This window comes from Erythrobacter sp. RANMB8 (assembly GCF_056848235.1).
This window is the reverse complement of the sequence record NZ_JBREHG010000016.1, coordinates 62,435-74,790: the sequence shown is the minus strand read 5'-3', so window position 1 is coordinate 74,790 and position 12,356 is coordinate 62,435. Positions and strand designations below refer to the sequence as shown.

The window sequence follows — 12,356 nt, the reverse complement described above, 5'->3', positions numbered from 1 at the left end:
AACCCGACTTTCGTTTTCGCAACCATCCCTAGACATATCGAAAATCAAACCGGGTCAATTGCGGTCCAAATTGTCCTGCATCGTGGCCAATATCGCACTTATCCGGTCCAGCTCATCAATGTCCGTTCCGACAAGCAGGCGTCCGTAGACCGCGTCAGCCTGGGCCCTGAGCTTCGGTAATAATTCAACTGCAGCAGGCATAAGGTGAATGTGCCAAACGCGCCGGTCGCTCACCGCGCTACGTCGTTCAACGAGCGAAAGTTCTTCAAGCCTGTCAATGGCCTGACCAACGCTTGCTCGTTCCAGCTCAAGCTCACGGGCAAGTTCGGTCTGCGTCATGCCAGGGGTTCGATAAAGATATGCCAAAGCGCGCCACTGAGTTCGGGTGAGTCCGAATTGTTCGAAGGAGGTATCGAATGTGCGTCGCAGCCGCCGCGTCACCTCTTCCATCAGGAAGACAAGCCGATCTGTGTCGGTCAGAAAATTCGCCGCAGCTTCATCGGCAGCCTGATCCGAGTGCGTTACCATGATCCGGTCATAGCTTTCCCGAGGCGAAAATAAAGACATTTACTGTAAGGCACCTTGCAGTATAGCAGACTGCTATGGACACCGTAATAGCCAGCCTGAAGGGGGCCGACGGCATCGCCCTCGCCGCCGAAATCACCGGCGAGCCTGGGGCGATACCGGTCTTGCTCGCCCATGGAGGCGGGCAGACAAGGAGAGCGTGGAAGCGGGTCACGGGCGATCTTGCCGATGCCGGGTTTCGCGCGATTGCTTTTGACATGCGCGGCCACGGCGACAGCGCGTGGTCAGATGCTGGAGCCTATGATATCCGCGACTTCGCAGCTGATCTTGTTGCGCTCGCATCCCAAATGGATTGCAAGCCCGCGCTGGTCGGCGCATCGCTTGGTGGCCTCGCCGGACTGGTCGCCGAGGGTGACCTTGCCCAGGGCAGCTTCGCGTCGCTGACATTGGTGGATATTGCACCGCGTATGGAGCCAGACGGCGTCATGCGGGTCGTGGGCTTCATGGAGCAGCATGTCGAAACTGGCTTTTCGTCACCCGATGAAGCGGCGGAAGTGATCGCAAGCTACATGCCACATCGCGGTAAGCGCGGCGCTGGCGCAGGACTGCGCCATTATCTGCGGGAAAAGGATGATGGCCGCTTTTACTGGCATTGGGATCCAGCGTTCATTCGCAGCATCATGGCGGCCAAACGGAGCAATCCCGATAATCAGGAACTTCAGTTTCAGGAACTCAGCAGGGCGGCGGCCAGTCTGACACTCCCGCTGCATCTCATTCGCGGCGCGGCGAGCGATCTTGTTTCTGAGGAAGCCGTTGCCCACCTGCGGCAAGTCGCGCCCCACGCTGAATATACCGACATCGCGGGCGCTACCCATATGGTCGTGGGCGATGCCAATGATGCATTTTCGAATGCGATCCTCGGCTTTCTGAATCGCCGCCACGGCCCGGCAGGATCAGGGCAATGAGCGAACTGCCAATGGTGCTTGATCGGGCGCGCTTGCAGGAGTTGCTGGACATTGCGCCCTTCCATCGATGGCTCGGCCTGAAAATTCGATCCTGCTCGGAAGACGGGCTTGAACTCACGATGCCTTGGCGCGATGAAATTGTCTCCAACCCCGGGGTTGGCGCGGCGCATGGCGGCGTGCTGGCAGCGCTGATCGATCTCACCGGCCTTTACGCTTTGGTTATGGTGGGCACCCGGGCCACGGCTACTGCTGATCTCCGGGTCGATTATCATCGGCCCGCGACAGCAGGCCCGCTCATCGCGCGTGGACAGGTTATCAAGACCGGGCGCCAGATCAGTGTGGCTGAAGCCCGCATTTTTGGCCCCGATGACACACTCGTGGCAAGCGGCAGAGGCGCCTATATATGCTAGTGCGCTTTTCTGTGTCTTCTCTGATGGCTGCCGCCCTGTTTTTGTCTGCCTGTTCAGGCGGCGAAGCTGATGACCAGGCTGCCAAAGAGGCGCCGCAAGGCCCGCGTGAGGTTCAGACCTCGATCGCCCGGACCGAATTGCTCAACGAACCGGTGAAGGCGTTCGGAACTATCGCAGCCAAACAAAGCAGTGCAATCGGAGCGCTCACCGAAGGTCCGGTCGAGCGGATCTTTGTGAAAGTCGGTGACAGGGTGTCACGCGGACAGCCGCTCTTTCGCATCAGACAAGCCGACTATCAGCGGAACGTGGCTGAGGCACAAGCTGCGGTTGATCTTGCGACCGCTCAAGCGATTGAAGCCGAACGGCGCTATGAACGCGTGATAGCTCTTGCGCCGAAGGGTTTCGTTTCGAAAGCGCAGGTCGATGCGGTTGAGACCCAGCTTGCCGTTGCACGCGCGCAAAAGGCGCAAGCCAATGCCGCACTCGGCACCGCGCAGCAGGCCCTGAGCGATACGATTACGCGCGCGCCTTATGACGGCGTCGTAACCGCGCGCCTCGTTGATGAGGGGGTCTATCTCAACAATCGCTTCGCGGGAGGCGGTCAGTCGGCCGCTCTACAACTGCAGGAGCTCGGCACCGTCGCGGCTATCGTCAACGCGCCGCAGGAATATGTCGACATGCTGCGGCGAGACATGCCAGCGCGCGTTTTCATCGAAGGGTTCGACGCGCCGTTCGATAGCATCGTCTACATCATAAACGACCGGGTCGATCCTGAAAGCCGGATGATCGAATTGCGGCTGCCGATCGCCAATCCCAACTACCGGATAAGCTCCGGCCTTGCAGCGCGAGCCGAGATCCAGATCCCGCCCGAACCAGCCATCATTCTGCCCCGAACAGCCATTCTCGGCGACAGCTCCGCCGCCCATCTTTTCATCATCCGTGATGGTAAGGCTCAGCGCCGCGAGGTCAGGTTCGACAGCATCGACCTCGATAAGGTGCGGATCCGGTCAGGCTTGGCGGCAGGTGAGGAAGTGATCATCGATCCTCCGGCAACCTTGCGCGACGGCGAGCCAGTCAAACCACTCCGCACGACCGGCGAGAAGTAAGATGTGGCTGGCCGATGTTTCGATCCGGCGTCCAGTCTTTGCGACGATGCTGATTGTCTCGCTCGTCGTGCTTGGCCTTGTTTCCTTCGGCCGTCTCGGAGTCGATCTGTTTCCGGAAGTCGAATTCCCCTACGTTTCGGTAACCACCACACTGCCCGGCGCGTCGCCTGGGACGATCGAAACCGAAGTCACCGATATCGTCGAAGAGCAGCTCAACACCATCGCGGGCCTGCGACAGATGCGTTCTGTCAGCGCCGAAGGGGTGAGCATCGTCAATCTCGAATTCGAACTCGAGCAAGACGCCGACCTCATGGCGCAGGAGGTCCGGGACAAGATGTCACGGCTTGGCGCTGATCTGCCCGCTGACGCCGAGCCGCCGGTGATCGAGAAAGTCGATCCAGATGCTGCGCCTATCCTGTCGGTGCTCTTGTCTGGCGATATGCCCATCCGCGATCTGACCACCTTTGCGGACGAGGAGGTGAAGGAGCGGTTGCAGCGCGTGCCGGGGGTCGGTTCGGTCGAGCTGGTTGGCGGGCGCGAGCGCGAAATGCGCATCTGGCTGGATGCATCCGCCATGCGCGCACGCGGCATCACGGCTGACGACGTCCTCTCGGCAATCCAGCGTGAAAACGCAGAGCTTCCGGGCGGAAGACTGGTGACGGAGGGGCGAACACGCCAATTCGGCATCCGCACGCTCGCCGAAGCCGCCAGCGCAGCCGAATTCGCAAGAATTCCGATTGCCTATCGCCCGAATGGCCAGACCGTCCGTATCGGCGATGTCGGCCGCGTCGAAGATTCGGTCGAAGATGAAACCAGCTATGCGCAGCTCGATGGCAAGCCTGGTGTGGTGCTCGAAGTGCGCAAACAGAGCGGTGAAAACACCGTCGCAGTCGCAGAGCAGATCCGGGCCGCAATCGACGACATAAGCGCAAGCGCACCGGATGGGGTCGACCTGGTTATCGCACGCGATACATCGCGCTTCATCGAACAGGCAATCGGCGACGTGCTGTTCGATCTTGTCATCGCGGTGTTGCTGGTGGTGGCCGTAACCTTTCTGTTCTTGTTGAGCTGGCGCGCGACGATCATCGTTCTCCTCGCCATTCCAACTTCGATCGTTTCCACCTTCGTCGCTTTCGCCGCATTTGATTTCACCATCAACATGATCACCTTGCTGGCGCTTACAGTGGCAATTGGTTTGTTGGTGGATGATGCGATCGTCGTGGTCGAGGCAATCCAGAACGATGTCGATGCCGGCGTGGATCCAACCGAGGCGGCACATGCTGCAACCAAGCGCGTCGCCCTTGCGGTGCTGGCAGGCACATTTGCAACGCTCGCGGTCTTCGTTCCCATCGCCTTCATGGAGGGCATCGTCGGGCGTTTCTTCTTCCAATATGGACTGGCGATCGTGTTTTCCGTCAGCGTTTCGATGCTGGTTGCCTTCACCTTGACGCCGGCCCTGTCAGCCCGATTGCTGCGTCCGGAACATCCGGAAGATGGATGGCTGGGACGTGTAGAGCGATTTCATACCGGGATGCGTCTGCGCTACGAACGCCTCGTCAGCTGGGCAATTGGCAGACGTTATGTCGTGCTTACTGGCGCTCTGGCGAGCGTTCTTGTCGGCGGATTTTTTGCCGCGCTTGTGCCGAGCACATTTATGTCCACCACTGACCGGTCGGAATTTCTCGCGACGGTCAAGCTGCCCCTAAGCACGGGGATCACCGGAGCGCGCGAAGCAGCCCAGCAAGCTGATGTCGTGTTGCGCGAAAACCCGGAAGTCGAACTGGTTTTTGCGAGCGCGGGAAGCGGCACCAATCCCAAGGTCAACGAAATCGATATCTATGTCGGGCTGACCCCCAAGCGGAGCCGTGACATGTCGCAAGATGACCTGATGACCTTCGCGCGCGACGCCCTCAGTAAAGGTGTCGTCGGAGCACGCGAGGTATCTGTGGCGGAGGTTCCATGGGTGTCGGGCGGAGGTGTCGGGCAAGCTGCCATCGAGCTTATCATCACCGGAAGTGATACAGCGGCGATCAACGATTATGCCCAATGGCTGCAAGGTGAACTCGCTTCCCGGCCCGATTTCGTCGACGTCCGCTCGACCTATGAGGGCGGCCGACCCGAATTGCAGATTGTGCTTGATCGTGACCGCGCAGCGGACCTCGGAATTTCGGCGCGGAGCCTTGCCGCAGCCTCGCGCACACTGGTCGGAGGCAGTGATGCGGGAACCTTCCAAGCCGACGGGCGGCGCTATGATGTCCGTGTGCGCCTCGACGAAAACAACCGGCAGAGCCTCTCGGATGTCCAAGCCCTGCCACTCAGAACCGGACAGGGCACCCTGGTCGATCTGGCCGCAATCGCTGATGTCGAAGTGGCATTGAGCGCCGCAGAGATCGACCGTATTGATCGATCGCGCCAAATTTCCGTGCAGGCGAATACGGCCCCCGGCGTAGCGCTAAGCGTCGCGGTTACAAAGGTCGAGGACCTTTTGGCGTCCAACCCGCCACCGCCTGGTCTTTCGATCCAGGCCGAAGGCACAGCGCGAAGATTGGCCGAGACAGGAGAGGCAATTGTCTTCGCTTTTGCCCTTGCAATCGTGGCCCTCTACATCGTGCTGGCAAGCCAGTTCAACAGCTTCGGGCAGCCAATCATAATCATGCTCACCGCGCCGCTTTCCTTTTCAGGCGCTTATTTTCTCATGTGGGCAGGAGGGCAGGAAATGAGCCTGTTTGCCCAGATCGGCATGATTGCACTGATGGGGATTGTGATGAAGAACGGCATCCTTCTGGTCGATCTCGCCAACCAGTATCGGGACGCAGGCATGGATCCCGCCTCTGCGATGCGCAAGGCAGCGCCCGAACGCCTGCGACCCGTCCTGATGACAGCGCTGGCGGCAATATTCGGGATGCTGCCGGTCGCGCTTGCTCAATCGGATGCAGCTGAATGGCGCAATTCAATGGGATTTATCATCATCGGCGGGTTGACCACTTCCACATTCTTGACGTTGCTGGTTGTACCGGCCGCTTACTCTGCGGCGGGTGATCTGAGAGGCCTAGCTGGGCGTTTTCGCACCGTGGCTCGAGACAGGCTGCATCGCTGAACCGCCTCTCGCCTGGAGGCGATCACTCTCGATGACGGCTATGGGGTCGATCTGCGAATTTCCGCTTCTGGCGCGAAATCCGTTGAATCTGCCCGGCGGCTATCGGGGCTGCACATCGGCCCCGCGCATGGCCGGTCGCGGGTGGTTTTTCGCCGTTGCGCTCACCGCACGGAATGTTACGCTAAGGCATGATTTTTCAGCTTGTTCTGCTTGCCATTGGTATCCTGCTGGTCGCATTTCCGCGGGTGCTCGACGGAGACCCCAGGCAACGACACTACAAAAGGCTTGAAGAGCTCAGGAATGGCGCAGACGAAGCATTCTTCGAAGAGCGGCGGGCATTGGAAACTTACCAACCGCGCGGCTACTGGCAGACGCGGGTTCTCGGCGGTTTGCTGATCTTCATCGCGCTATCAAAGGTCGTTTTCGACAAATAGCGAACGACCGATACGGGGTCGCTTGCTGAATGGCAAGAATTTTCCAGAAGCGAGGCTAAGCCGCCATTCGCGGCCCGATCCGAGCCGTGACGGCTCCCGCCCCAAAGCCGGTCACTTGCCGCAGCTAGGTCGAACTTCGGGTCCCGCCGAAAGCAGCCAGGCTGCTTTTCGATCGCGCATCGGCGGTGCTCATGACCTGTGGTGGCTCGTTCCTGCCGCTCAGTTCGGCGGCTTACGTCCAATTATCGGGCCGCTTGCCATTTTTCCGGTGTTTGGGTTCGGCATACGGATACCAGTCAGACATCGTTGCTAGGTGCGCCGCCATTGGCCGAGCCAAAAACGATAGCCTCGACAATGTCAGCGGTGGCTGCCAATTCACTGGCCCCAAATGGGTCTTTGCCTGACAGGCGGCGATATTCGGGGGCCAACGTAAACACCGAAGCCGACAGGCCGATGATCGCATAATACAGCCTGATCGGGTCGCTCAGCACAGGATTGGCCGCAGGCGCCAACGCGGCCACCGATTGGAACAGGCGCTTGCTGTAGGTGTCGACGAGCCAACTGAGCCGATCGGTCTCGCTACGCCCCTCGCTCGTCATGATGCGGTGCAATTCCGGGCATTCGGAACAGAACATCACAAATTCGCGCACCAGCGCACGGGCCAGATCGCGCAGGTCGCTTGCAGGTTGCGCCCGCGAATGCGCAGCGGTGCGCGCGGCAAAGCGCGCTTCCAATGCTTCGAACATATCGGCCATCACGGCCTTCCACAGGGCGTCTTTCGTGGGGAAATGATACAGCATGGCGGTGTGCAACACGCCTGCCTCGGCGCTGATTTGGCGCAAGCTTGCCCCGTCATAACCATGCGCAGCAAAAGTGCCGCGCGCTGCCAGAATGATGGATCTGAGCCCTTCGTCGCTGCCCGGTTTTGCCTTTCTGCCCATGCTCGCAAAAGTGCGGATGCGCGCACGCTCTGTCAATCCAAACTTGACCAGTCGGTCAGAATCGGTCAATAACTGACCAAGTGGTCAAATAAGGGGCGGCGGATGAAGCGGGCAGCAGGATGGATAGCGCTGGCGATTGGCGGATTGGCACTGGCAGCGTTCGGCGTGTTTCAATTCTCGCCTGCGGTGCAGGATCGGCTGTTTGCGATGGGTGCGCGCGCGCAGCTTGATCGCCAGTCACAGCTTGCCACCAGCGATGATGCGATCCGGGTGCTGCTGTGCGGCACATCGAGCCCACTGCCTTTGAGAAAAGCCGCCAAGGCCTGCACGCTGGTCGTTGCAGGCGGGCGCTTGTTCATCGTCGATATCGGCCCGGAAGCCTCGGAAAATCTCGCCCTGTGGCGCGTGCCCACGCCCAGGGTCGAAGCAGTCTTCATCACCCATTTCCATTCCGATCACATTGGCGAGCTGGGCGAACTCAACATGCAGGGCTGGGCGCAGGGGCGCAGGCAGCCGCTCGATGTCTATGGCCCCGTCGGCGTGGCTGAAGTGGTGGCAGGCTTCAACGCGGCCTATGCGTTGGATCGGCAATATCGCAACGCCCATCATGATGATGGCAAGGGGCTGTTGCCGCTCGCTGCAGGCGAGATGACAGCCCATGTCGCGGATTTCGTGCAGCCGGGTGATGTGCCCGCCGGGCGAACGCAGGTGATCTACAACAAGGGCGGCGTCACCGTGACCGCCATCGAAACCGATCACCGTCCGGTATCCCCTGCCTTTGCCTACAGGTTTGCCTACAAGGGCCGATCAGTGGTTATCAGCGGTGACACCATCCTGAACGACGGGCTGGTTGACGCCACCAAGGGCGCCGACGTGCTGGTGAGCGAGGCGCAGGCCCATCACTTCCAGGATATCATGGCGCGCGAGGCTGCCAGCGTTGGTCAGGAAACGCTCGCCAGTGTGCTCAAGGATACCAGCCGCTACCATATCAATCCGGTTGAGGCGGCCCAGCTTGCCAACCGGGCGGGCGTGCGCGAGCTGGTCTATACCCATATGGCTCCGCCGCTGGTGTTTGGACTGCTCAAGACCCCGTGGCTGCGCGGGGTAGCGGAGGAGCGCCCCGAAGGCGTGACCATCGGCCATGATGGTATGGTCATTACCATCCCGGTTGATGGCAGCGCCATCACCTTCAGCGCGTTGGAAGGCTGAGGCGGTGCGGTACTTTGCCATCATCGTCGGGGCAGGGCCGGTGGGCCTGATGCTCGGCAATCTGCTCGGCCAGTCCGGCGCGGACGTGCTGATCCTCGAACGCCGCACCGAGCCGTTCACCACCCCGCGCGCAATTGCCTATGATGCCGAGACGCTGCGGCTGTTCCAGAAGATCGGCTTGCTCGATCAACTGGAACACACGCTCGAACGCGATGTGCCGGTGGTCTATTTCAACGGGCAGGGCCGCGAATTGATGCGGATGTCGCGGCCCTCGCAGCCCTATGGGCACAGCCAGCTTGGCAGCTTCTACCAACCCGAAATGGAGGCGGTGCTCCGGGACGGCATCGACCGCTTCGCCAATGTCGAATTGCGCATGGGCGCAGGCGTTGTCGGCATAACGCAGGATGAGAGCGGCGTCACGGTCACATTCGAAGATGCAGACGGCCAGAGACACTTTGTCAGCGCTGATTACCTGATTGGCTGCGATGGTGGGCAAAGCTTTGTGCGCGATGCGGCGGGCATCGGGTTTGGCGGCGCGACCTTTGCCGAGAAATGGCTGGTGGTGGACTGCATCGGCGAGGGTTACGGCGTGCGCGAGATGCAGTTCTTCTGCGATCCGGCGCGCCCTGCGTTGACCCTGCCGGTATCACGCGGGCGAAGGCGCTGGGAGTTTCTCGTGATGCCGGGCGAAGACCCGGCACAGTTGCAGCGCGAGGACACCGTGCGTGCTCTCATAAAGGGCTACGCGCCCGAAGATAACTCCACCCTTGAACGCGCCATCGTTTACACCTTCCATGCCCGTTACGCTGACCGTTTCCGCGAACGGCGCGTGCTGCTCGCAGGCGATGCCGCGCACGTCAACCCGCCCTTTGCAGGCCAGGGTTTGAACGGGGGGCTGCGCGATGCGCATAACCTTGCCTGGAAGCTCGACCTGGTGCGGCGCGGGATTTCGGGCGATACGCTGCTCGACACTTACGAGACCGAACGCCGCCCGCATGTGAAGGCGATGACCGATTTCGCGATCAAGCTGGGCGCAACCATCATGCCAACGAGCCGCTTGCGTGCGGGCCTGCGCGATTGGTCGATGGCTGGGATGCGCGCCGTGCCGGGTTATACCCGCCATGTTGACGAAGGCGGGTTGCTGCCCCGGCCCCGCCTGTCGAAAGGATCTGTCTGTTCGTCGGCGCGCCAATCGGGCCGGATGCTGGTGCAGCCGGTGATCGATGGTGTGCCGCTGGACGAGGTGATCGGAGGCGGCTGGGCGGTGATCGGCACCGGGATTGAACCGGCCCATGCGCTTCATCCCGATGATCTGGCGATGCTGGGCCGTCTTGGCGCACGCTTTGTGAACGCCGATCACCCGGCGCTGGCCAAACAGATCGGGCGACGGCGCATCGCCATCATCCGGCCTGATCGCTTTATCGCCGATGCCCTCAAGCCTGATCCTGCGCGCAGGCGGCTCGGTTGGCTAGGCGATGCGCTGGCCCTGCAAACAGGAGATCACCCGATGATTACGCCCGATCCCCGGCTGGAGCGCGCCGCTGCGCCTGTCGCCAAGGCGCAGGATCTCGCCTTTGTCATGTTTGCGCGCCCCGATCTTGACGAAATGGAGCGGTTTCTGGTCGATTTCGGCCTCAAACGCGCCGAGCGCCGGCCTGGTCGCCTCGTGATGCGCGCCGCATCGGGGCCGGGCCCGGCCCATGTCACCATGCACGAAAAGAAATCCCGCTTTATCGGGCTCGCCTTACGGGTGCGAGATGAGGCTGATCTTGCCGCGCTGGCACGCCTGCCGGGGGCCTCGCCGGTTGAGCCCCTCGATCTTCCGGGTGGCGGGCTGCATGTCCGGCTGACTGATCCGGCAGGCTTTGCCGTCTGGGCGGTGACAGGGCAGGGGGTGATTGCCGAAGACCCGGTGCGTGCGCCAACCCCTGCCAATACGCCCGAAAGGACAGACCGGCTCAACAGCTTCGCCCGTGCGCCATTGCAGCCCGCATCCGTGCTGCGCGCCGGGCATTGTGTGCTGGGCGCGATCAATTTCTTTGCGACCGCCCGCTGGTATATCGACACTTTCGGCCTGATCCCGTCGGACGTCCAATGCCTGTCGGCTGATGATGCTGCGTTGACCTTCCTGCGCTGCGACAAGGGCGATGTGCCGGCCGATCATCATACGGTGGTGGTGGCGCAGAATGTCGCCAACGGGTTCAGCCATGCTGCGTTTGAAGTCATCGATATCGATGATGTGGCGCTCGGGCAGGAATGGCTGATGACCAAGGGTTGGCGCCATGCCTGGGGGCTGGGGCGGCATGTGCTGGGCAGCCAGATCTTCGATTACTGGCGTGATCCGGCAGGCGACAAGCTGGAGCATTACGCCGACGGCGATCTGCTCACCGCCGATACGCCCACGGGTTGGAGCCATCTGACCGCATCGAGCCTTTATCAATGGGGCCCGCCGGTTCCGTCAGACTTCGAAAAACCCGCGCTGACGCCGGCGCTGCTGCTGCGGGCGGTGCGCAACATCAGGAACAGCCCCGAGCTCGATTTCGCCCGCATCCGCCGCCTCCTCGCCGCGATCAGCGCGCCGTCGCGCCCGTGGGCCAAGTAAACCCTTTTGAGGATACCCCTATGCCGATTAGAATTGCCCGTATCGAAACCTCCGGCTCTGTGCGCTGGGCGGCGGAAAGCCACGCAGGCCTGCGCCTGCTCTCCGGCGATTACGCCACGACCCGCGCCTTCTTCGAGAATGGCGGGCCGCAAGACGCCGCACAGGCCGTGCAAGGCGGCGACATCGTGGAGGCTGACCGCATTCTCAGCCCCGTCACCCGCGATGCCAAATTCATTTGTCAGGCAACCAATTACGCCAGCCATGTGCGCGAGGTGGGTGGCGATCCTGATGCGATCACGAATAATGTGTTCTTCACCAAGGCATCATCCTGCATCGTGCCAGCCGATGCCGCGATCACCCGACCACCCCATGTCAGGCTGCTCGATTACGAGATCGAATTGGGGCTGGTGCTGAAGCGCGGCTGGGACGGGCCGCGGGACATTACCGAGGGCAATCTGGCCGACTGGATCGGCGGCTTGGTGATCGTCAATGATGTGACTGCGCGCGACGTGCAGATCAGCCACATGCAGTTCCACAAATCGAAAAGCTATCGCACGTTTGGCCCCGTAGGCCCGTGGCTGGTGCTGCCTTCGCCTCCCGAACTTGCGCGCTGGCGTGATCTCGAACTGGTGCTGGCGGTGGACGGCGAGCAGCGCCAGCGCAGCCTTGCCGGTGACATGATCTTCAAGCCTGCAGAAACGCTGGCTGAACTCAGCCGCATCATGGATCTGGCGGCAGGCGATCTGATTGCCACCGGCACGCCCGGCGGGGTCGCGCTGCATCCGCCATCCGCTTTTATTCAGGCGCTTGCGGGGTTTCTAACACCCACCAAACGCTTCAAGGCCTTCATGAAAGGCCAGTTGCCGCGCCCTGCCTATCTGCGCGACGGGCAAGTGATGACCGCCGCGATCCGCACGCAGGACGGCGCGATTGATCTGGGTGAGCAACGCAACCTGATCAAGTTGGCCAGCTGAGTAAGCCTCAGCTGGAAAGTCGGCGCAGGGCTCGCAAGTCAGCACTATCGCGCTCCCAATTCGGCAAACAGTTGGAGTTGGCCCAGATCGTAG

General features: G+C 61.3%; 10 protein-coding genes. 8 read left to right on the top strand and 2 right to left on the bottom strand.

All coding sequences use genetic code 11. The features are described 5' to 3' along the window. Positions 1 to 54 precede the first annotated feature (54 nt). Positions 55 to 567, bottom strand: coding sequence for a MarR family winged helix-turn-helix transcriptional regulator (locus tag ACU0AG_RS14955; RefSeq protein WP_482783079.1), 513 nt, complete (start codon positions 565 to 567; stop codon positions 55 to 57). Positions 568 to 602: 35 nt separating this feature from the next. Here ACU0AG_RS14955 and ACU0AG_RS14950 point away from each other — a divergent pair, with 35 nt between their 5' ends. The 5 genes from ACU0AG_RS14950 to ACU0AG_RS14930 all read left to right on the top strand — a co-directional run bounded on the left by ACU0AG_RS14950 (position 603) and on the right by ACU0AG_RS14930 (position 6,537). After that, positions 603 to 1,490: an alpha/beta fold hydrolase gene (locus ACU0AG_RS14950; protein WP_482783078.1), complete on the top strand. Its 888-nt coding sequence runs from the start codon at positions 603 to 605 to the stop codon at positions 1,488 to 1,490. After that, complete coding sequence (locus ACU0AG_RS14945; RefSeq protein ID WP_482783077.1) at positions 1,487 to 1,900, top strand: PaaI family thioesterase; 414 nt, start codon at positions 1,487 to 1,489, stop codon at positions 1,898 to 1,900. The genes ACU0AG_RS14950 and ACU0AG_RS14945 overlap by 4 nt, the downstream gene beginning before the upstream one ends. Positions 1,901 to 1,923: 23 nt before the next feature. Next, positions 1,924 to 3,006, top strand: a complete 1,083-nt coding sequence (locus ACU0AG_RS14940) for an efflux RND transporter periplasmic adaptor subunit (protein WP_482783076.1) — start codon at positions 1,924 to 1,926, stop codon at positions 3,004 to 3,006. 1 nt (position 3,007) lies between these two features. Beyond that, positions 3,008 to 6,103 (top strand): efflux RND transporter permease subunit, encoded by a 3,096-nt coding sequence (locus ACU0AG_RS14935; protein ID WP_482783075.1) that lies wholly within the window; start codon positions 3,008 to 3,010, stop codon positions 6,101 to 6,103. 188 nt (positions 6,104 to 6,291) lie between these two features. Further along, positions 6,292 to 6,537: a hypothetical protein gene (locus ACU0AG_RS14930; RefSeq protein ID WP_482783074.1), complete on the top strand. Its 246-nt coding sequence runs from the start codon at positions 6,292 to 6,294 to the stop codon at positions 6,535 to 6,537. 296 nt (positions 6,538 to 6,833) lie between these two features. Here ACU0AG_RS14930 and ACU0AG_RS14925 read toward each other — a convergent pair whose 3' ends face one another. Then, the gene (locus ACU0AG_RS14925) at positions 6,834 to 7,478 is read right to left on the bottom strand and encodes a TetR/AcrR family transcriptional regulator (protein ID WP_482783073.1); all 645 of its coding nucleotides are present in this window, start codon (positions 7,476 to 7,478) and stop codon (positions 6,834 to 6,836) included. A gap of 102 nt (positions 7,479 to 7,580) precedes the next feature. On the opposite strand from ACU0AG_RS14925, the gene ACU0AG_RS14920 reads away from it, so the two are divergent. The 3 genes from ACU0AG_RS14920 to ACU0AG_RS14910 are packed head-to-tail and all read left to right on the top strand — an operon-like array spanning position 7,581 to position 12,263. Further along, on the top strand, positions 7,581 to 8,687 hold the full coding sequence (locus ACU0AG_RS14920; RefSeq protein WP_482783072.1) for an MBL fold metallo-hydrolase: 1,107 nt from the start codon (positions 7,581 to 7,583) through the stop codon (positions 8,685 to 8,687). A 4-nt stretch (positions 8,688 to 8,691) separates the two neighbouring features. Continuing rightward, positions 8,692 to 11,289: a bifunctional 3-(3-hydroxy-phenyl)propionate/3-hydroxycinnamic acid hydroxylase gene (locus ACU0AG_RS14915; RefSeq protein WP_482783071.1), complete on the top strand. Its 2,598-nt coding sequence runs from the start codon at positions 8,692 to 8,694 to the stop codon at positions 11,287 to 11,289. Between the two features lie 20 nt (positions 11,290 to 11,309). Beyond that, entirely contained in the window at positions 11,310 to 12,263 is a 954-nt protein-coding gene (locus ACU0AG_RS14910; RefSeq protein WP_482783070.1) for a fumarylacetoacetate hydrolase family protein, read from the top strand. Positions 12,264 to 12,356: the final 93 nt, after the last annotated feature.